This window comes from Chitinophagales bacterium, from assembly GCA_040877935.1.
Classification (GTDB): Bacteria; Bacteroidota; Bacteroidia; order Chitinophagales; family CAIOSU01; genus JBBDNB01.
Genome location: JBBDNB010000032.1, coordinates 52,486 through 71,033, shown reverse-complemented (window position 1 = coordinate 71,033; position 18,548 = coordinate 52,486). Strand labels below are relative to the sequence as shown.

At 39.3% G+C, this 18,548-nt stretch carries 19 protein-coding genes and 1 tRNA gene; 10 read left to right on the top strand and 10 right to left on the bottom strand.

From position 1 onward, the window contains the following. Positions 1 to 3: 3 nt before the first annotated feature. Entirely contained in the window at positions 4 to 630 is a 627-nt protein-coding gene (locus tag WD048_08235) for an HAD family phosphatase (protein ID MEX0812192.1), read from the bottom strand. Between the two features lie 80 nt (positions 631 to 710). Between WD048_08235 and WD048_08230 the strand changes: the two genes are divergently transcribed. Beyond that, positions 711 to 784, top strand: a tRNA-Ile gene (locus WD048_08230). Positions 785 to 809: 25 nt separating this feature from the next. On the opposite strand, the gene WD048_08225 is transcribed toward WD048_08230, so the two are convergent. The 3 genes from WD048_08225 to WD048_08215 all read right to left on the bottom strand — a co-directional run bounded on the left by WD048_08225 (position 810) and on the right by WD048_08215 (position 4,783). Continuing rightward, positions 810 to 3,446: an alkaline phosphatase D family protein gene (locus WD048_08225; protein MEX0812191.1), complete on the bottom strand. Its 2,637-nt coding sequence runs from the start codon at positions 3,444 to 3,446 to the stop codon at positions 810 to 812. Next, positions 3,439 to 4,218 (bottom strand): glycerophosphodiester phosphodiesterase family protein, encoded by a 780-nt coding sequence (locus WD048_08220; GenBank protein MEX0812190.1) that lies wholly within the window; start codon positions 4,216 to 4,218, stop codon positions 3,439 to 3,441. The genes WD048_08225 and WD048_08220 overlap by 8 nt, the downstream gene beginning before the upstream one ends. Before the next feature lie 109 nt (positions 4,219 to 4,327). Further along, a complete protein-coding gene (locus WD048_08215) occupies positions 4,328 to 4,783 on the bottom strand; it encodes a ribonuclease H-like YkuK family protein (GenBank protein ID MEX0812189.1) in 456 nt (151 codons plus the stop codon). Between the two features lie 121 nt (positions 4,784 to 4,904). On the opposite strand from WD048_08215, the gene WD048_08210 reads away from it, so the two are divergent. Together WD048_08210 and WD048_08205 are read left to right on the top strand one after the other, a co-directional pair. Beyond that, positions 4,905 to 5,546, top strand: a complete 642-nt coding sequence (locus WD048_08210; protein ID MEX0812188.1) for an ATP-binding cassette domain-containing protein — start codon at positions 4,905 to 4,907, stop codon at positions 5,544 to 5,546. Further along, entirely contained in the window at positions 5,546 to 6,724 is a 1,179-nt protein-coding gene (locus WD048_08205) for a hypothetical protein (protein MEX0812187.1), read from the top strand. Before WD048_08210 ends, WD048_08205 begins: the two co-directional genes overlap by 1 nt. Positions 6,725 to 6,727: 3 nt before the next feature. Here the strand turns inward: WD048_08205 and WD048_08200 are convergent, their stop codons facing one another. From WD048_08200 to WD048_08190, 3 genes are all read right to left on the bottom strand, one after another. Beyond that, positions 6,728 to 6,904: a hypothetical protein gene (locus WD048_08200; GenBank protein MEX0812186.1), complete on the bottom strand. Its 177-nt coding sequence runs from the start codon at positions 6,902 to 6,904 to the stop codon at positions 6,728 to 6,730. Between the two features lie 97 nt (positions 6,905 to 7,001). After that, positions 7,002 to 7,535, bottom strand: coding sequence for a hypothetical protein (locus WD048_08195; protein MEX0812185.1), 534 nt, complete (start codon positions 7,533 to 7,535; stop codon positions 7,002 to 7,004). Between the two features lie 21 nt (positions 7,536 to 7,556). Beyond that, on the bottom strand, positions 7,557 to 8,042 hold the full coding sequence (locus tag WD048_08190; protein MEX0812184.1) for a cupin domain-containing protein: 486 nt from the start codon (positions 8,040 to 8,042) through the stop codon (positions 7,557 to 7,559). 247 nt (positions 8,043 to 8,289) lie between these two features. On the opposite strand from WD048_08190, the gene WD048_08185 reads away from it, so the two are divergent. From WD048_08185 to WD048_08175, 3 genes are all read left to right on the top strand, one after another. Beyond that, on the top strand, positions 8,290 to 10,890 hold the full coding sequence (locus WD048_08185) for an adenosylcobalamin-dependent ribonucleoside-diphosphate reductase (GenBank protein ID MEX0812183.1): 2,601 nt from the start codon (positions 8,290 to 8,292) through the stop codon (positions 10,888 to 10,890). Positions 10,891 to 11,264: 374 nt separating this feature from the next. Continuing rightward, positions 11,265 to 11,447: a hypothetical protein gene (locus WD048_08180; protein MEX0812182.1), complete on the top strand. Its 183-nt coding sequence runs from the start codon at positions 11,265 to 11,267 to the stop codon at positions 11,445 to 11,447. After that, positions 11,435 to 11,761, top strand: a complete 327-nt coding sequence (locus tag WD048_08175; GenBank protein ID MEX0812181.1) for a type II toxin-antitoxin system RelE/ParE family toxin — start codon at positions 11,435 to 11,437, stop codon at positions 11,759 to 11,761. The genes WD048_08180 and WD048_08175 overlap by 13 nt, the downstream gene beginning before the upstream one ends. Before the next feature lie 307 nt (positions 11,762 to 12,068). On the opposite strand, the gene WD048_08170 is transcribed toward WD048_08175, so the two are convergent. From WD048_08170 to WD048_08160, 3 genes are all read right to left on the bottom strand, one after another. Further along, complete coding sequence (locus tag WD048_08170; protein MEX0812180.1) at positions 12,069 to 12,692, bottom strand: hypothetical protein; 624 nt, start codon at positions 12,690 to 12,692, stop codon at positions 12,069 to 12,071. Next, positions 12,692 to 13,333 (bottom strand): CoA pyrophosphatase, encoded by a 642-nt coding sequence (locus tag WD048_08165; protein MEX0812179.1) that lies wholly within the window; start codon positions 13,331 to 13,333, stop codon positions 12,692 to 12,694. Before WD048_08165 ends, WD048_08170 begins: the two co-directional genes overlap by 1 nt. 454 nt (positions 13,334 to 13,787) lie before the next feature. Further along, the gene (locus tag WD048_08160) at positions 13,788 to 17,165 is read right to left on the bottom strand and encodes a methylmalonyl-CoA mutase family protein (GenBank protein MEX0812178.1); all 3,378 of its coding nucleotides are present in this window, start codon (positions 17,163 to 17,165) and stop codon (positions 13,788 to 13,790) included. A gap of 185 nt (positions 17,166 to 17,350) precedes the next feature. Here WD048_08160 and WD048_08155 point away from each other — a divergent pair, with 185 nt between their 5' ends. The 4 genes from WD048_08155 (at position 17,351) to WD048_08140 (ending at position 18,477) form a co-directional block, all read left to right on the top strand. Continuing rightward, on the top strand, positions 17,351 to 17,578 hold the full coding sequence (locus WD048_08155) for a type II toxin-antitoxin system HicB family antitoxin (protein ID MEX0812177.1): 228 nt from the start codon (positions 17,351 to 17,353) through the stop codon (positions 17,576 to 17,578). Positions 17,579 to 17,704: 126 nt separating this feature from the next. After that, positions 17,705 to 17,884, top strand: a complete 180-nt coding sequence (locus WD048_08150; GenBank protein MEX0812176.1) for a type II toxin-antitoxin system HicA family toxin — start codon at positions 17,705 to 17,707, stop codon at positions 17,882 to 17,884. Between the two features lie 105 nt (positions 17,885 to 17,989). Further along, a complete protein-coding gene (locus WD048_08145; GenBank protein MEX0812175.1) occupies positions 17,990 to 18,214 on the top strand; it encodes a DUF2683 family protein in 225 nt (74 codons plus the stop codon). After that, positions 18,211 to 18,477, top strand: coding sequence for a Txe/YoeB family addiction module toxin (locus WD048_08140; protein MEX0812174.1), 267 nt, complete (start codon positions 18,211 to 18,213; stop codon positions 18,475 to 18,477). The genes WD048_08145 and WD048_08140 overlap by 4 nt, the downstream gene beginning before the upstream one ends. Positions 18,478 to 18,548: the final 71 nt, after the last annotated feature.

The window sequence follows — 18,548 nt, the reverse complement described above, 5'->3', positions numbered from 1 at the left end:
TTACTAATATTTAAAATCGCTTAAAATCGAAAAAATATCGCGTTCGGCCTTTACTTGCTCTACATGAATACCCAGTTCAGAAGCGCCTTCAAGATGCATTAGCGTATCATCAAGAAAAAGGGTCTCTTCAGGCACTAAACCATTTTGTGTGAGTACATGCTCAAAAATTTCTGCATCGGGCTTGCGCATAGCTACTTGCTGAGAGTAATAGCAATTTTCAAAAAAGGAGCTTAAGTCTTCAAGTTGATGTGCTCTATTCAGAATTTGATTGAATGCGCGATAATGAATAGTATTGGTATTGCTCAAAAGGAAAATTCTGTAATTGTTTTTAATCTTGTTCAAAAAATTCAGGCGCTCTATAGGAATTGAACCAAGCATTGCATTCCATGCTGCATCAATTTCTGAATCGCTTAGATTTTCGCCAGTAAAATCTCGAATGTACTGCCTGAATTGAATATCGCTGATTTTACCTTTTTCGAAGGGATAAAAAATTTGCTGTTGTGCTTCAGGGGATTTTAGCACATGTGCTTTTTCTCCGAGTAATTTATAAAATGCAGCTTCTGTGGCCGACATATCCAGGTTAATAATTACCCCGCCCAGGTCGAAAATGATGTTTTTTATAAAATGCATGGATAGTCTATTTGTTTTGACTGCAAATATGTAAATTTGCATTTCATTTTTCAGCAGCATTCTATCTGCAAACAGAAAAAGGGCCTATAGCTCAGTTGGTTAGAGCAGTGGACTCATAATCCATTGGTCCCAGGTTCGAGTCCTGGTGGGCCCACTTTTTTTCCTTTCTTTCTATTATTTTATTCCTGAACTACAAAGCGTTTAACAGCTAAGCCATCATTCAGTTGAATTTGGATAAGATAAACTCCTGTCGGCCAATCGCTCACATTAATGCTAAATTGAGTTGTATTTTGCCCCATCACTTTGCTCCAAATAGATTTTCCATTCAAATCAAAGATTTCAGCATGCTCAGCTTTTTCATCGCTGTTCCATTCTATTTGCACTGAAGTGCTTGCGGGATTGGGATATATTTTCAAAAATCGACTGAATTCTGCGTCCTCAACATTAACACTGCTGTCCATTGGCACTTCAATTACTGTTTTCAACAAACAGCCATTGGCATCTATTAAATTGAGAGAATAACTTCCTGCAGCAATATTTTTCAATGTATCTGAACGGGAAGGCCCCTGCCATTGATAAAGATAGGGAGGAGTTCCACCCTGTGGATTCAATACTATACGGCCACTTCTGTTGCCATTGTCAGGCGTTACTTCTGGGTTGATATATAAAGAATCTGCCTGGTCAATAAAAACTGAATCGGTATAGGTACAGGAATTACTGTCTGTAAGCGTAAAACTATTGTAAGCATACTCAAGCTGATTATTAGTAAATGTATTTTGCCCATCTTCCCACAAAATATCAATGGGACTTACTCCTCCTGAAGGGATAATAGTGGCAATGCCATCTGAGCCCCCATGACAACTCACATCTTCCAGAATGGCATTAAAGGTTAAAGCATCAGGCTCTGTAATTTCAAAAGCAACTTGCTTTGAACATTGATTACTGTCTGATACAGTTACCTGGTAATTGCCTGCCAATAAATTGCTGTCAAAAGCAGTAGTAATACTACTGTCCTGCCACTGATAGGTATATGCACCAACTCCACCACTTACATCAATAGCAGAAATGCCATCTGCATTACTATTGCACGTTACAGGTGTCGTATTGATATTGATTTCGAGCGAATCGGGCTGCTCGATTGAAAAACAAATTTCTTTGGTACATCCTGTGCTATCCTTTACGGCAAGTGTATGTTGTCCTTTCGTCAGGCCAGTGAAAACCGGGCTACTTTGATAGGTTTCACGGTCTATCGTATAACGGTAAGGAGGAGTCCCTCCTGTAGCTGCAACCTCTACCATTCCTGAAGTATCACCAAAACATTTGTTGTCTTCAGTACTTACTAACTGCAGATCAAGCCCACTGTAATAGCTGCAACTGTATATTGTGTAATCAGTAATTACAGTACCATTTTCATCAATCACCTCTAATGTTACAGCATTGTCTCCATCAATTGATATCTTCCCAAAACCGTCATTGGTATTTAAATTGCCTATGCCCTGACCACCTTCGCTCCAGACTAAGCCAAAACTCAAAAGGGGCACAGTTGTTACCAGTGCTGAATTGGTTTGTGACAAACAACCGGCCATTATTTCCGGCAAACCACCTGCCTGGCCATTATCAATTCCCGAAGTATGCGTGTCTCCACTCATCATTACTACCCCGTCAATATTTTCGCGATTCACCATGTTAATAATAGAATCCTGATCCATAGGATAGCCGCTCCAACAATCAACCAGGGCAGATGCCAGTGGCAACCCTGCAAGATTGGGTAAATTTAACACACCCTGAATAGCATCTCTGTAGGTGAGATTAAAAGCAGTAGCTGTAGTAATAAATTTCCAGGTAGCAGTGGATTTTTTCAGGTTTTCCAATAGCCAGGCTCTTTGCTCGTCTCCTAAAATTGAATGTCCGGGAGGAGGTGCGTAAACATAGTCTCCATTGACTTCCTGTATAGCGTCATTTACAGGCGATCGGGCAGCACGATCATCCAACATAAAAACTTCAATATTTCCATAGCGGAATTTGTGATAAGTTCCCTCGGAAGAGTCCACCGGTTCAAAGCCTGGAAAAAGATCGTAATATCCTTTGATAGCATTTCGCCTGGTGCCCGGAGGAAAAGGGATTTCCAATAGAGTGGGGTTTGTCCCAAAATCTGTATAGGAGGATGTATTTCGCGAAGTATTGTCATCCACATAATCATGATCATCCCAAACATAATCCATCCATGTGGTTTTCAGGAATTCTTTCATGTGCTGATAATCGTACTTGTTTTTATAGGCTTCAATTACACGTGAGTAATCTGCCGGAAAAAAATCATTGTTATTTGGCAAATTATCTGTATCATCAGGATATCCCCAATCGCCTATTTGCAAGAAAAAGTCTGCCGGATGATTGAGCATTTCTGCAAAAACCTCATCATTGCTTCTGTTTTCGTTTTGACAAGACCCCATCAGGAAAGTATAATTGCCACTTTCTCCATCACATGGTTTTGTCTTAAAAGTCCCCACATCAGAAGCGGGGCTTCCACCTAAATAGGCCTGGTGATAATAGCGGGTATTGCTTTCAAGCTCGTTTAGATTGAATTTTAACACATTTCCATTGGCCGGATCGCTGCTTGCATTTATTGAATCGTAGCTGCTGAAATTGGCCTGTTTAGAATAGCGCAACTGAGCATTTATGCTTTGATCGGCAAAGAAGAGCACTTTTGCTTTATTTTGAGTAACTCCGCCCGTAACAGGTCCATGAGTAATGTTCTGGGCAAGAGCTATAAGACTTCCTGTGATTAAACAGAAAAGTAAAATAATGGATTTATTCATTGAGTATTTGCTTTAATTCTTTTGGATAATTGGTAATAATACCCGCCACATTCCGGGCAATCATCTTACGCATTTTCTTTTCTTCATTAACAGTCCATATATAACTTGAAAGAGACTTATTATTCACTTTATTTAAAAAAGCTGAATTGACAAAGCTTTCGTTAGGGTTTATTCCGCTGATACTTACTTTATTTTTCCTAAAATAGTTTCCCCATTTCAAACTGTGGTCAATATATAAAGGGAATCCCGGATAAATACCCACTAATAATTTATAAATGGGAGCAGTAATACCTGTTTTTTCCATTTGTTCCAGGGAATGATCATAAAAACTCTGAAATTCTACCCATTCCTCTGCATTCATTTCCTTTACTAATTGCCAGGCTTTTTGCTCAATTTCAGGATAATAATCACTGCCTTTTTTTACTTCTATTAATAGAGGACATTTACCCACACATAGTTGCAATACTTCTGAAAGTTCAGGAATTTTAGTCCCGCTGAACTTTTCATCATACCATGAACCTGCATCAAATTCTTTTAATTCATTTAGCGTAAAATCCACTACATACCCTTTTCCGTTTGTTGTGCGATCAATTGTAGCATCATGAATCACAATGATTTCCCCGTCTTTACTCAGGTGGATATCAATTTCTACCATATCAACACCAATTTCAAGTGCTTTCTCAATTGCCGGAATTGTATTTTCAGGACAGTAGCCGGAGGCTCCGCGATGCGCAATGATTTTCGGATCTTGTCCATACTGAAAAAGGGGCATGCTTAAAAGCAGAGTGAGTATAAAAAGGAATCGATTCATTATTGCTTTGAGCCTGTAAAAATAAGCAAAATGATATACAGTCAAGTAGCAAAAACAGTAATGCAATTACTTAATGGCATAAAAAATTAGCTGCACTTGTGGCAAATAACAAATCGGGTTTGGCCTTAGCTGTAAAACCCATTGATTCTGCATAACCTACAGCCGCTTTATATACCTTGAAGGATGGAAATTCAGGACTTTTATTGAAATCCAAATCGATTTGCTTTATTGAATAACCGCAATGTTCGCGGATATATGAGGCCAGGTCTACAGAACGTTCAAGTTCTCCCCATAAGCGCGGCCATATCGCTGTTATTTTATTGACCTTTTCCTTTTTGTAAACCACATGTGCCCCATTTTGATAAAAGCGAAATAAAACAGTGCTTACATAAACGGTGTATCGGCTGTAGTTTTGACTATCACAACCTACATATATCTCTACATCTGGGTGCAGTTGCCTGTATTGACAAATATATTCTGCCAAATCGATCTTTTGACTGTTCCCCATTTTTATAAATGCATTCATTATCCGTATTTTTCAGAAAAATAAATAGTAACCTGCCCAAAAGACAATGCCTTTTGATAAAAAGCATCGAAAAAATAATAAAATAGCTTTAAAAACTTTAATTAGTTTATAAACAAGTAGAATGAACATAAAATTAGAACAACTGATTCCCTTTCCCCTAAAAGAAAGAGACTTAAGTAACTCACAAATTTGGAATCGGTCATTTGAACTGGAAAATGGCATAAGCTATCAGATTCAGGCAGCATCGGGTACCGGAAAATCAACTTTCTTACAGATCATTTACGGCAATCGCAAAGATTTTGAAGGCAAAGTGTTTATAGAAGGCAAAGACAGCGCAAAGTTAGGGGTCAATGATTGGGCAAGTTTGCGGAAAAACCGCTTTTCAATTGTTTTCCAGGATTTAAGGCTCTTTTCAGAATTGAGCGCTGTAGAGAATTTAAAACTTAAATTTCATCTTGAATCTGAGCATTCCTGGGAAAAAATTGAAAATATGATTGAAAAACTTGGGGTAGCCCATCTTTTGGACAGAAAAGCCAAGCACCTATCTTATGGAGAAAGACAACGATTTGCAATTATCCGGGCTTTAATTTCTCCTTTTGAATGGTTACTTCTTGACGAACCTTTTAGCCATCTCGACAAAGCAAATGCTAAAAAAGCTGCAGAATTGATCCAGGAAAATTGTAAAGAAAGAAATGCCGGAATGCTTGTGGCCGGCTTAGATGAAGATGCCTATTTTAATTATGACAAAACTTTACTGCTATAATGATTCGATTATTGTCTAAAATTCTCCTTGCACGCCAGGGACTTTTTCAGCTTTTGTTTGCCATAGGCGGACTGGCACTGGGGATATTTATTGTGATGATGGCCTGGCAGCTCTATACAGATGTGCAAATCCTGCTTAGTGATAAGGCTGAAGAGTCGGAATACATCATCATTAATAAAAAAATAACACTTGCCAATACAATGAACAGCAGTGTGTCTCAATTCAAGCCAGAAGAAATTGACAGCATAAGAAAACAGGATTTTGTGTTTGATCTGGCTGGTTTTGACAGGAATACATTTAAGGTCAATGCCGACTTTTCCTTTGATGTGGGCTTTGACGCCAATTTTTTCTTAGAAGCTGTTCCTGAAAAATTCCTGGACAAAACACCCGAGGATTTCAAATGGCAAAAGGGCGATAAATTTATTCCGGTAATGATTTCTGCAGAGTTTGTTCGCCTCTACAATTTTGGTGTAGCCACTTCACAAGGCCTTCCGCAAATGCCGGAAAGCGCCATTCAAATGTTCCCTTTCAAAATCATTATTTCCGGAAACGGAAAAGAACAGGTTTTTGATGCACGCGTTGTAGGGTTTTCCGAAAGAGTGCCTTCAGTTGTAGTCCCTACAAATTTTATGAATTGGGCCAATGAAAATTTCGGATCAAAACAATCCAAGCCCAATAAGCTGATTGCAAAAGTTGACCTGGAGAAAGAGGAGGCGATAAAATCTTATTTGAGTGAAAATCATTTGCAGACCAATGAAGAAAAACTGAAGAGCAGCAAAATTGCACAGGTTTTGCAATGGGTATTGACAGCAGTCGGGTTTATTGGAATGGTTTTTATTGCACTTTCGCTGGTTATTTTTGTGGTGCATTTCCAATTGCTGATTTCTAGAGCACAGACAGAAATTTCACTATTACTCGATATCGGATATGCTACGGGCAAAATTCAATTGGTGCTCAATTTACTTTTAATACCTGTGATTTTATTGATTGGGATTTTGGCTTTTTACTCAGCCCTTGTAGGCATAGAAGAACTTCATACGCTTTTGAAGATAAAAGCAGCAATTACTGATTTGAATATTCAATATCGAAAACTTATTGAGATTACGATGGGAATTTTACTGTTCACCCTTATCATTAACAACCTCTTCATTTATAAAACTATCAGGGGTAAAGTGTAAAAATCATTTCATAGGCAATCTCTGGTTTTCAATATTGAATGTTTCCTTTGTTTTTCGCTCCTGAAAATCGTCTATCATTCTTCCGTTGATATAGACGAAACCAATTAGCAAAATACAAAGCACCACAATCAGTACATTGATGGTCTGGTTTTTCTCCATTTTTCTCATTCTGAGTTTCATGGCTTATAGTTTTGACGCTTTAATAATACAGAATTTACAAAGAATTATTGTATTAATAAAGTCCTTAAAGCCAAAAATTGTTGAAAACCTATAAAAATCAGTTGTTTAATTGATACTCCTGATTATCAAAACTGGGTGTTTCAGGTGTTTTAATTTGAATATAGGCGTGTTTAGAAGAATTGTGGCAATTGTTGCACTCTGTAATTAATAAGCGATAGGCGGATTCAAAACTTTCTTTATTTTTAAGATTTTCTTCAAAAGTTTCTACTGCCTTCAGACCAAATTGCTTCATTAATGGACTGATCTCCACTCCATCGTAAATCATATTCACATCATGGATACGCTCCATACTTTCTTCTATTTCATGCACATAAAAATCTGTTAGTTCTTTATTGCCAGCCTTGCCTGAAAACCAAAGTTTGTCAGCATAGGTAAGTAGGCGTTGCATATGCACAGCCAGTTCTATTTCTTCCTGATCTTGCTCAGAAAGTGAATCTATTTTCTGTTCAATCTGACCAATTTTTTTTGCGCTTTGTGCCTGCTCAGAACGCAGGTTTACATTTAAAAATAACAAATAGGCATTGAATGCCACTATCAGGAGAAATGCAATAAAAAGTATAGTGTTTTTCATATCTATTAAGCTAAGAAAAATTTATTTTCTACAAAACTGATCAATAAGTTGCTGATGTTGTGGATAAATAATAGAAAGTTTTGATTTTTCAGCCAATTCAAAGTCGGAAAAATCAAACCCCGGTGCTACAGCACAACTTACAAGACTATAATTTCCTTTGGTCTCAGCAGCAAACCAAGAAAGTGCCGGAATACAACATTGCAAATCTCGTTCAGCACCCAATTCATAGCACTTATAAGTACCGTCTTCCATAATAACATGAATATTCAGGTCAGCACCGCGATGAAAATACCATAATTCATCAGACTGAATGCGGTGGAATGCTGAAAAATAATCTTTTTCCAACAGGAAATAGATGGATGTTATGTAATTTCGTGCTCCTGAAAAGCGCTCAGGTAAAGCTGCTTTCGATATAGACTCACTGCTTCTAAAAACTTCTTTGTAATAGCCTCCCTCGGGATGTGCTTTCAAGTTGAGCTTATTTACAAGGTTATTATGTTCAGACATGTGGTGAAGTTTTGTAAATAATGTGGTTTTACAAAAATACAGTGTTAAATAATTAATTGTGTTTAGCAGAAACTCTATACCATTTTCCACACTTTTTATCAAAGTCGTGAATGATAAACCTTTTAGAATGTTCATAATTTTGACTTAATCTAAATTATTGATTTTCTAAATTGTCGAAAGAGTTTTACCCCGTTTTTCCATTTGTGTTGGTTTACCGGTTTTTTTTATTTACTAAATTCAATAAGCTATGTTCACCACAAGCGATGCTGCCTCCAATTCTAAATTATCAGAAATCACTACAAGTTTGAAAAAGAAGAAAACATACACTTATGAAGAAGCACTGGAAGCTTCAAAAAAATATTTCAACGGAGATGAACTCGCTGCCGGTGTTTGGATTAATAAGTATGCGCTGAAAGATTCTGATGGGAATATATACGAGTGCACACCTGATGATATGCACCGCAGAATGGCAGGTGAAATTGCGCGGATAGAACAAAAATACCCCAATCCATATTCTGAAGAAGAGATTTTTCAATTGCTCAAAGGCTTTAAATATATAGTGCCGCAAGGTGGACCAATGACAGGTATTGGCAATGAATATCAAATAGCATCGCTTTCCAATTGTTTTGTAATTGGCAACGATGGCAATTCCGATTCCTATGGCGGCATTATGAAAATCGATCAGGAGCAGGTTCAGTTGATGAAAAGACGCGGTGGCGTTGGGCACGATCTTTCCCATATTCGCCCAGGTGGCTCTCCCGTGAAAAACTCTGCGCTTACTTCTACGGGCGTTGTGCCTTTTATGGAGCGCTATTCAAATTCAACTCGAGAGGTGGCGCAAGATGGCAGACGTGGCGCATTAATGCTGAGTATTTCCATCAAACATCCCGATGCGGAAAAATTCATTGATGCAAAAATGGACGGCACCAAAGTAACCGGTGCTAATGTTTCTGTGCGTATTGACGATGATTTTATGAAAGCTGTAAAAAATGGAACGCCATATATACAGCAATACCCTGTTGACAGTGCTGATCCATTGATCACTAAAGAAATTGATGCGAAAAAGCTATGGAATAAAATCGTTCACAATGCCTGGCAATCGGCCGAACCGGGCATTCTTTTTTGGGATACCATAATCAACGAGGCCATTCCCGATTGCTATTCCGATCTGGGTTTTAAAACAGTATCTACCAATCCATGTGGTGAAATTCCACTTTGTCCCTACGACAGTTGTCGTTTGCTGGCCATCAACCTGTATTCCTATGTGAAAAATCCATTTGAGAAAAATGCGGAATTTGATACTAAATTGTTCAAAGAGCATGTACACATGGCGCAGCGCATTATGGATGATATTGTAGATCTGGAAGTTGAAAAAATTGATCATATCCTGGAAAAAATAGAAGCTGATCCAGAAGATCCTGAAATAAAAAGAATAGAGCACCGCCTTTGGAAAAATATCCGCAAAAAATGCCGTCAGGGTCGAAGAACAGGTGTGGGCATTACCGCTGAGGGCGATATGCTGGCAGCTTTGGGCATTCGCTACGGTTCTGATAAATCCATTAAATATTCAGAAAATTTGCACAAAACCCTTGCAACTGAAGCCTATCGTTCGTCTGTAGAAATGGCTAAAGAAAGGGGTGCTTTTCCCATTTATGAAGCCGATCGGGAGCAAAACAATCCTTTCATCATGCGATTGAAAGAAAACGATCCTGAACTGTATGCCGAAATGACCAAGCACGGCAGAAGAAACATTGCCCTGTTGACCATAGCGCCAACCGGTACAACAAGCTTGATGACTCAGACTACTTCCGGTTTAGAGCCTGTATTTATGCCCGCATACAAGCGCAGGAGAAAAGTAAATCCCAATGATAAAAATGCTCGTGTAGATTTCACGGATAATGTAGGAGATTCCTGGGAAGAATATGCCGTTTTTCATCATCATTTTGCTACCTGGTTAAAAACCAATGGCTTTGACCTGGAAGCAGTTCAAAAAATGGACAATGATCAATTGCAGGAGGTTATTGCCAAATCACCTTATTACAAAGCCACTGCCAATGATGTGGACTGGGTGCAAAAAGTAAAATTGCAGGGCGCTGTGCAAAAATGGGTAGATCACTCCATTAGCGTGACCGTGAATGTGCCCAATGAAGTTTCTGAAGAAATGGTGGGCAATATTTACCTCACAGGCTGGGAAAGCGGTTGCAAAGGCATTACCGTTTATCGCGATGGTTCCCGTTCCGGTGTTTTGATTTCCGATTCGGATAAAAAACAGGAAGGAAAGGTCAATGAGTTTTTGGAAACCAATCCACCCAAACGACCCGATGTATTGGATGCAGAAATAGTGCGCTTTAAAAACAACAGCGAAAACTGGATTGCCGTGGTTGGAATTTTAAATGGCAGGCCCTATGAAATCTTTACCGGAAAAGCTGAGGATTCCTTCTTTATGCCCGATTATGTGCAAAAAGGGGAAGTGATCAAAAATCGCAATAAAGACAATGGGCTTTCTCGCTACGATTTTAGATATGTGGACAAAGATGGTTACGAAATTACCATTGGCGGGCTTTCCCGTGCTTTCGATTCAGAATATTGGAATTATGCCAAATTGATTTCAGGTGTATTGCGCCACGGAATGCCACTGCCCTATGTAGTGGATATGGTTTCTGAGCTGCACCTGAGCGATGCTTCTTTGAACACCTGGAAAAATGGTGTGGTGCGCGCTTTGAAAAAATTCATTGCAGACGGCACTGCCCCTACCGATAATGTTTGCCCCGATTGTGGTGATGCGGCCTTGATTTATGAAGAAGGCTGCCTCAACTGCAAAAGCTGCGGACATAGTAAGTGTGGCTAAAGAAAAATTGAAAACCTATTCTTTTTTATGCGCAAGCTGGGGATCAGCCAAAAGCTTTTTGATATTGCCCAGGAATCCTTCTTAAACGGTACAGAGCTTGAGGTCATTAATATGAAAGTTGCTTAGTGCAAGTTTCACGCAAAGAACGCCAGGGAATATCGCAGCACTCGCAAAGATTTCTCTCTGCGGACTTTGCGTGGTGGAATATAGAGACTCCAGAATCTTATTGACTTTGAAATTAGGTGGAAACAAGAACCCTGAGTTAAAATTGTTTGTTCAGCGATTTATAAAAGAGCTGTATAAAAAACACAATACTGTAGATTAACTTTTGCCAAGTTTATTATCTTTAAATAGCCTGAAAAAATCAAAGCAACATGATTACAAAATCACAAATCATTGATTCCCTTGATAAACTGCCAGAAAAATTAAGTATTGACCAGGTGGTAGATCATTTGATATTTTTGGAGAAAGTCCATAAAGGCCTTGATGATTCAAATAAAGACAAGGTAAATACCAAAACAGAGGCAAGGAAAAAGCTGAAAAAATGGCTAAAGTAGTATGGACTGATAATGCCATTGCTGATCTTGAAGATATTGGTGATCATATTTCAAAAGATTCCGTCCGTTATGCAGAAATTACAGTAGAACGATTGTTTGAATCAGTTGATATACTTGAAAAACATCCGAAGTGCGGAAAAAAACTGGCGACCTTTAATAATGACAATTTAAGGGAGTTAATCAGGGGAAATTACAGAATCGTTTATTTTATCAAAGACAGTTTAAGAATTGATATTCTTACGGTTCATAATTGTGCAAGAGAGCTGGGCAATACTTTTGATTTTACCGATTGGGTTGATCCCATAGAAGATTAATACGCAAATGAAGATCGTTTGGAAGTATTGGTAAATTGGCATTCAAAGAAACACAACCCAAATACACCCGTCATTCTGGAAAATTTTCCCTAGAAAATTTATCAAAAATCTTCATCTATGGAAATGATTTTTTCACACAAAGAACACCAAGGAATATCACAGAGCAAGCAAAGATTATCCTCTGCGGACTTTGCGAAAAAGCTTTGCGCACTTTGCATGGAATATAGGGACTCCATAATCTACAGCGGGATGGTTTTGAAACGGTTTTTTTGCAGAAGAACTGCTACGCTAACTTTCGCAAGCGGGGCTATGTAAGATTCTTGATGAACTTTGAGTATTCATCTAATACTGGTTTGTAATCTTCTGTAAATTCTTTAGTGACTTCGTTTAATGATTTTAAATTAACCTTGAAACTAGTATGAATCTCGTCAACTACAGTTATAGGTTTTTGAATTTCGACTAGTTTGTATATGTCAAGTTCAGGTAATTGAAAGTTTTGCGATTTTAAGTCTTCAACAAACTTTATTGAGTGGTTTATAATCGAAATATAAATTTTATCATTTAACCTAAGGTTACAAGTCACAAAATTATAGCAATCTTTAGCATCTTGATATCCACTTAACAGGTAGTCATTATCTTCTCTGCTAAATAAATCTTCAAATCTACTTTTAGTGTAAATTGACTCAAAAACACAGCCGTGAGTTAAGCTCGAAATTGTAGAGAAAGGATATTTTTCAAATAGTTCTGTTGGTTCTCCCATTACAGGTATTGTTTCTCCATAATACCTATCGAAGCCTGAGAAATAATTATGTTTCACCTCAGTAATTTTTATTTCAGCTGTCTCTTTTCTTCCATAATCTTTATAGATAGTATTAACTATGTGATGACCTAACTCATGATAGAGTTTCCTTTCAATTTCTTTATAATTCATTATTTTATTTGTTTTAAAACCTCCACCAACTCCGCAATCATCATAGCGGTGGCGCCCCAGATGACTTTTCCTTCCAAATCGAAATAGGGTGAATTGATTTCCAAACCTCCGGCTACGGTAATCTTTTTAAAGCCCCGGTTCTTTTCTTCTAAAAACACCTCAATAGGTGTGGTGTGGATTTGTGCCACTTCAAAAGGATCGCGCACAAATTCATAGGGCGGTCGTAAAATGCCAATAAAAGGAGTTACCAAAAAATTACTGGGTGGAATATAGAGCTCGGTGAGTTTGCCTACCAACTTTACCTTTTCTTCCTGAAAACCCACTTCTTCCCGTGTTTCGCGCAGGGCGGTATGCTCTAGGTCTTTGTCTGTATCGTCTTTTTTGCCCCCGGGAAATGCCATTTGTCCGCTGTGTACGCCTTCGTATTTTGAGCGTTCTATCAGCACCGTGTGAATGCGTCCTGCTTTTTCGAAAAAACCGATCAACACTGCTCCTTCCCTAGCATTTTTGCTGTAGTGCGCATATTGAGAGGGGGTCATGCGGCCTTCGGGTGCCATTTTGTATTGGGCTTCCAATCCCGGTAGGCCATTGGATAGGGCTTTTTTCAATCGCTCTTCAAAAACATTGATTTTTAAATCCACTACAGTAATTATCAGTTTATAACGAGTTGTTTATAAAAGCTGTCAGCATTATTTATATCGGTTTTTTGACACACCTCTTATTGTATTTAAGTTGCTCAAAGATTCCATATTTTCCCTTTCATACAAAATCTTAGGGATTTATAAATAGCGGGTTCTTTGATTTTTTCTCTGTACTTTTTTCTTGAAAAAAAAGTACCAAAAAATTCAAGGCGCGACCAATTGGGCTCATAAAATCTACGCAACACTGCGTTATTGCGACTAAACTTGCTACGCAATTAGCAGGAAATTTTGTAAAAATTTCCTGATTGCTGTGCTTCGGACAAAGTCGCAATAGCCACTCCGTTTATGCTTGTTTTATGGCTCAATTGCTCAATGCCGAATAAAGCCCGATTTAAGCTTCCAGCATCTAATTTTCTTTTTTTATTAAAAGAACATTGATCTTCAAGTTCACAGCCTACATATTTCTGCGGTACTGCCCGCCCACTTCAAACAGTCCTTCGGTTACCTGCCCAAGCGAACAATACTTGGTGGCTTCCATCAGCTTCTCAAAAATATTTTCATTTTGCACCGCTGCTTCTTTAATCACATTCAATTGCTCGGCTGCTTGTTTTGCATTGCCTTTGTGCAATTGGTTTAGGTTGTCGATCTGCGCTTCTTTCTCTTCTTTGGTTGCGCGGATTACTTCTCCAGGAATCAGCGTAGGAGAGCCTTTGGAGTCTTTGAAGGTATTTACGCCCATGATTTTTAGCTCACCATTGTGTTTCAAAGTTTCGTAGTAAAGACTTTCTTCTTGAATTTTTCCACGCTGATACATGGTTTCCATAGCGCCCAATACACCGCCTCTTTCAGTGATTCTATCAAATTCCGAAAGCACCGCTTCCTCCACCAAATCGGTCAATTCCTCAATGATAAAAGCTCCCTGCAAAGGATTTTGGTTTTTCGCCAGTCCCAACTCGTGATTGATGATGAGCTGAATGGCCATGGCCCTGCGCACCGATTCTTCGGTAGGCGTGGTGATGGCCTCGTCATATGCATTGGTGTGCAGCGAATTGCAATTGTCATAAATGGCATACAGCGCTTGCAAGGTCGTGCGGATATCATTGAAACCAATTTCCTGTGCATGCAACGAACGGCCCGAGGTCTGAATATGGTATTTCAGCATTTGGCTACGGGCATTCGCACCATATTTTTCTTTCATGGCTTTTGCCCAAATTCTCCTTGCCACCCTTCCGATTACGGCATATTCCGGATCGATTCCGTTGGAGAAAAAGAACGACAGGTTGGGCGCAAATTTATTGATGTCCATGCCTCGACTGAGGTAATATTCCACATAGGTAAATCCATTCGCCAGCGTAAAAGCCAACTGCGAAATGGGGTTGGCACCAGCTTCCGCAATGTGGTAGCCAGAAATGGAAACGGAGTAAAAATTGCGCACGCCCGTATTGATGAAATATTCCTGCATATCGCCCATCAGACGCAAAGAAAATTCGGTAGAAAAAATACAGGTGTTTTGTGCTTGATCCTCTTTTAAAATATCTGCCTGTACGGTGCCGCGCACTTTTGGCAGGGTTTCTGCCTTGATTTTATCATAGACCTCTTTTGGCAAAACCTGATCGCCCGTAACGCCCAAAAGCATCAAACCGAGCCCATCACTTCCCTGTGGCAAATCGCCCAAATATTCTGGTCGCTTGACACCTTTGTCTTTGTAGATTTTTTCAATTTTCGTTTCAATTTCAGCTTCCAATCCCTTTTCCTTGATATACTTTTCACAAGCCTGATCGATGGCGGCATTCATGAAAAATCCGGTGATGATCGCTGCAGGGCCATTGATGGTCATGGAAACGGAAGTGCCGGGACTTGCCAAATCAAAACCTGAATAAAGCTTTTTGGCATCATCCAGACAGCAGATGGAAACGCCAGAGTTGCCGATTTTCCCGTAAATATCCGGTCGGTGGTCAGGGTCTCTGCCGTAGAGCGTTACCGAGTCGAAAGCAGTGGAAAGTCTTTTGGCTGGCAATTCGTAAGAAACATAGTGGAAACGCTTATTGGTTCGCTCTGGCCCGCCTTCGCCCGCAAACATTCGCGTAGGATCTTCGCCTTCTCTTTTGAAAGGAAAAACACCTGCGGTGAAAGGAAATTCGCCAGGTACATTTTCCTGCAAATTCCATTTCAACAAATCGCCCCAGGCCTTGTATTTAGGCAGGGAAACTTTGGGTATTTGCAAATGAGACAAAGACTCCGTGTGAGTTTTTACGTGAATGTCTTTTCCGCGCACTTGATAAATAAATTCATCTGCTTTGTAGCGTTTGAATTTCTCTGGCCACTCTTCAATTAATTTTTTGTTGCGAGGATCAATGTCCAATTCCAGTTTCTCCTTGCTGCTTTTTAAAGCGTCAATGGCAGATTGTTCTCCGCCTGTTTCTTCCAGTAAATCAATCGATTTTTGAAGGCTGTATAATTTCTGTGCAATTTCAGATTGCTTTTCTACCCAATCATCGTAGTGTCGGTTGTTCTCAGAAATTTCAGACAAATAGCGTGTCCTGTTGGGTGGAATGATGAAAATCTTTTCCGATTGCTCATTGCCCGCTTCAAAATTGGAATTTAAATCTGTGCCCGTTCGCTCTGTGATTTTGTCCATCAAAATTCGGTAGAGCTTGTTCATGCCGGGGTCGTTGAACTGCGAAGCGATTGTGCCAAAAACAGGCAGATATTCATCTTTGCTTTCCCACAACTGGTGATTTCTTTTGAACTGTTTTTTCACATCGCGCAAAGCATCAAAAGCACCGCGCTTGTCAAATTTGTTGAGCGCAATAACATCTGCAAAGTCCAGCATATCAATTTTTTCGAGCTGGGTTGCTGCGCCATATTCAGGGGTCATTACGTACAAGCTCAAATCGGAATGATCGATGATTTCCGTATCGGACTGGCCAATGCCGGAAGTTTCCAAAATCACCAAATCAAATTTGGCAGCTTTAAGAATATCCACCGCTTCCTGCACATATTTGGAAAGTGCCAAATTGGATTGACGTGTGGCCAAAGAGCGCATATAAACTCTATTGCTTGAAATCGCATTCATGCGAATACGGTCGCCCAACAAGGCTCCACCCGTTTTTTTGCGAGATGGATCTACCGAAACAATGGCAATTCGTTTGCTTTCAAAATCAACTAAAAATCTGCGCACCAATTCATCTACCAATGATGATTTCCCGGCTCCACCGGTTCCGGTAATTCCCAAAACCGGGACTTTATTTTTTTCGGCAGCAGCTTTTATATCAGGACTGAATTTTTTGTATTCATCGGCAGCATTTTCAGCTATAGAAATAACTCTGGCCAATTCGCCACTTTTCTTTGCTTCCAATTTATCGAGTTGGAAATTTAATTTTTCTTCCCAAACAGGAAAATCGCATTGCTCAACCAAATCATTGATCATACCCTGTAAACCCAATTCACGACCATCATCTGGCGAATAGATGCGCGTGATGCCATAAGCTTCTAATTCTTTGGCTTCATCGGGTAAAATTACCCCACCGCCTCCGGCAAATATTTTGATCTGCCCTGCATTGTTTTCGTGCAGGAGGTCGTACATGTACTTGAGGTATTCCACATGTCCGCCCTGGTAGGAAGTCATGGCGATGCCTTGTACATCTTCCTGAATGGCGCAATCCACTACATCCTGCACGCTGCGGTCGTGCCCTAGATGAATCACTTCACAGCCAGTGGACTGTATTATCCTGCGCATGATATTGATAGAAGCATCGTGGCCGTCAAATAGCGAGGCGGCCGTTACAATTCTTACTTTATGTTTGGGTTTGTATATTTTTGGTTGATTCATTTCCACATGGTGTTTGTCCCTCAAAATTAAGGAATTTGTGGTGGGGATAATAGGATGCTGATTACACTGGTTGGGCTGAGTTTTGCTTTAGTGGTCGGAAGAGCTGGAGTTGTCCCGTCACTGTTTGAACTTTAAAACAAAAACAGAAGGTTTGTATATTTGGATTGGAAACTTAATCATCAGTTATGAAAACACATACCTATCGCATATTGCTTACCGAAGAACCTGATGGAGGATATACCGTAACTGTTCCTGCACTGCCTGGCTGCGTAACATATGGAGAAACCATGAAAGAGGCTGTTGCTATGGCAAAAGACGCCATTGCACTTTATATTGAAAGTCTTGCTGCACATGGCGACCCAATTCCAAGTGAAGAAGTTATTTTTGAACATATGGTTTCTGTGGCCGTATGAGTTCTTTGCCCTCATACACTCCAAAAAAATTAATCAAATTACTATTGAAAAAAGGATTTTTACTCGATAATCGAGATTTAAATGCTCCGAGGCTTGCCTCTAGATCAAAAATATTTTTTCAAATAAATACTTCGTGGGCTTGCCCCGAGGATTTTTTTACTTGACAGAACTTCGGGCAGCCATCACATTTACATGCTTCCCGACCGCTCTAAAAGAGTGATCGTCCCCAAACACAATAAAGATATTCCCAAAGGGACATTGATCAGCATTATCAAGCAAGCGGGCATTGATAAAAGTGAGCTGTAGAGTGTTGTATTAGAATGTAAACATCCATCATGTTACTTAATTGAACTTTAAAACAAAAATATAAGGTTTGTATATTTGGATTGGAAACTTAACAATCAGCTTATTATGAAATCACAAAATATACTTATAGCACACCCCAAAACTGATGAAGAGGTAAATGCCCTGAAAGCTTTTATGAAAGCACTTAAAATAAAGTTTGAGGTTTCCCCGGAGTCAGAGTATAAACCTGAGTTTGTAGAAAAAGTACTGGACAGTCGAAAAGAAGCCAAAGAAGGAAAGGTGACAAGGGTGAAAAAAGAAAACTTAAAAGACTTCCTAAATATAAAGTGAGCTATCATTTAGATTTTACGGATACAGCAAAGAAAGATATTTCTGCACACAAAAAAGCGGGAAATAAAACTGTACTCAATAAACTCTTAACGCTATTGGAAGAATTAGCGGAACATCCATTTACAGGGACTGGAAAACCTGAACCCCTAAAACATAATCTTTCTGGCATGTGGTCGCGAAGAATCAGCAGGGAGCATAGGCTTATTTACGAAGTAGAGGCAAATACAGTAAATATCCTTTCAGCTAAAGGACATTACAAATAAGTTTGCTAAAGTTGAAGGGTGGTAGGTGGTGTTTGGAATGACTTTTTTAGAAAAAAGGATTTTTACTCGAT

Bases quoted from the DNA above. Each gene is read 5' to 3' on its own strand.
- WD048_08185 (MEX0812183.1), top strand. From the start codon at position 8,290: ATGTTCACCACAAGCGATGCTGCCTCCAATTCTAAATTATCAGAAATC.
- WD048_08175 (MEX0812181.1), top strand. From the start codon at position 11,435: ATGGCTAAAGTAGTATGGACTGATAATGCCATTGCTGATCTTGAAGAT.
- WD048_08220 (MEX0812190.1), bottom strand. From the start codon at position 4,218: ATGCCCCTTTTTCAGTATGGACAAGATCCGAAAATCATTGCGCATCGC.
- WD048_08205 (MEX0812187.1), top strand. From the start codon at position 5,546: ATGATTCGATTATTGTCTAAAATTCTCCTTGCACGCCAGGGACTTTTT.
- WD048_08190 (MEX0812184.1), bottom strand. From the start codon at position 8,042: ATGTCTGAACATAATAACCTTGTAAATAAGCTCAACTTGAAAGCACAT.
- WD048_08170 (MEX0812180.1), bottom strand. From the start codon at position 12,692: ATGAATTATAAAGAAATTGAAAGGAAACTCTATCATGAGTTAGGTCAT.
- WD048_08225 (MEX0812191.1), bottom strand. From the start codon at position 3,446: ATGAATAAATCCATTATTTTACTTTTCTGTTTAATCACAGGAAGTCTT.
- WD048_08180 (MEX0812182.1), top strand. From the start codon at position 11,265: ATGATTACAAAATCACAAATCATTGATTCCCTTGATAAACTGCCAGAA.
- WD048_08200 (MEX0812186.1), bottom strand. From the start codon at position 6,904: ATGAAACTCAGAATGAGAAAAATGGAGAAAAACCAGACCATCAATGTA.
- WD048_08160 (MEX0812178.1), bottom strand. From the start codon at position 17,165: ATGAATCAACCAAAAATATACAAACCCAAACATAAAGTAAGAATTGTA.
- WD048_08145 (MEX0812175.1), top strand. From the start codon at position 17,990: ATGAAATCACAAAATATACTTATAGCACACCCCAAAACTGATGAAGAG.
- WD048_08215 (MEX0812189.1), bottom strand. From the start codon at position 4,783: ATGAATGCATTTATAAAAATGGGGAACAGTCAAAAGATCGATTTGGCA.
- WD048_08155 (MEX0812177.1), top strand. From the start codon at position 17,351: ATGAAAACACATACCTATCGCATATTGCTTACCGAAGAACCTGATGGA.
- WD048_08210 (MEX0812188.1), top strand. From the start codon at position 4,905: ATGAACATAAAATTAGAACAACTGATTCCCTTTCCCCTAAAAGAAAGA.
- WD048_08195 (MEX0812185.1), bottom strand. From the start codon at position 7,535: ATGAAAAACACTATACTTTTTATTGCATTTCTCCTGATAGTGGCATTC.
- WD048_08235 (MEX0812192.1), bottom strand. From the start codon at position 630: ATGCATTTTATAAAAAACATCATTTTCGACCTGGGCGGGGTAATTATT.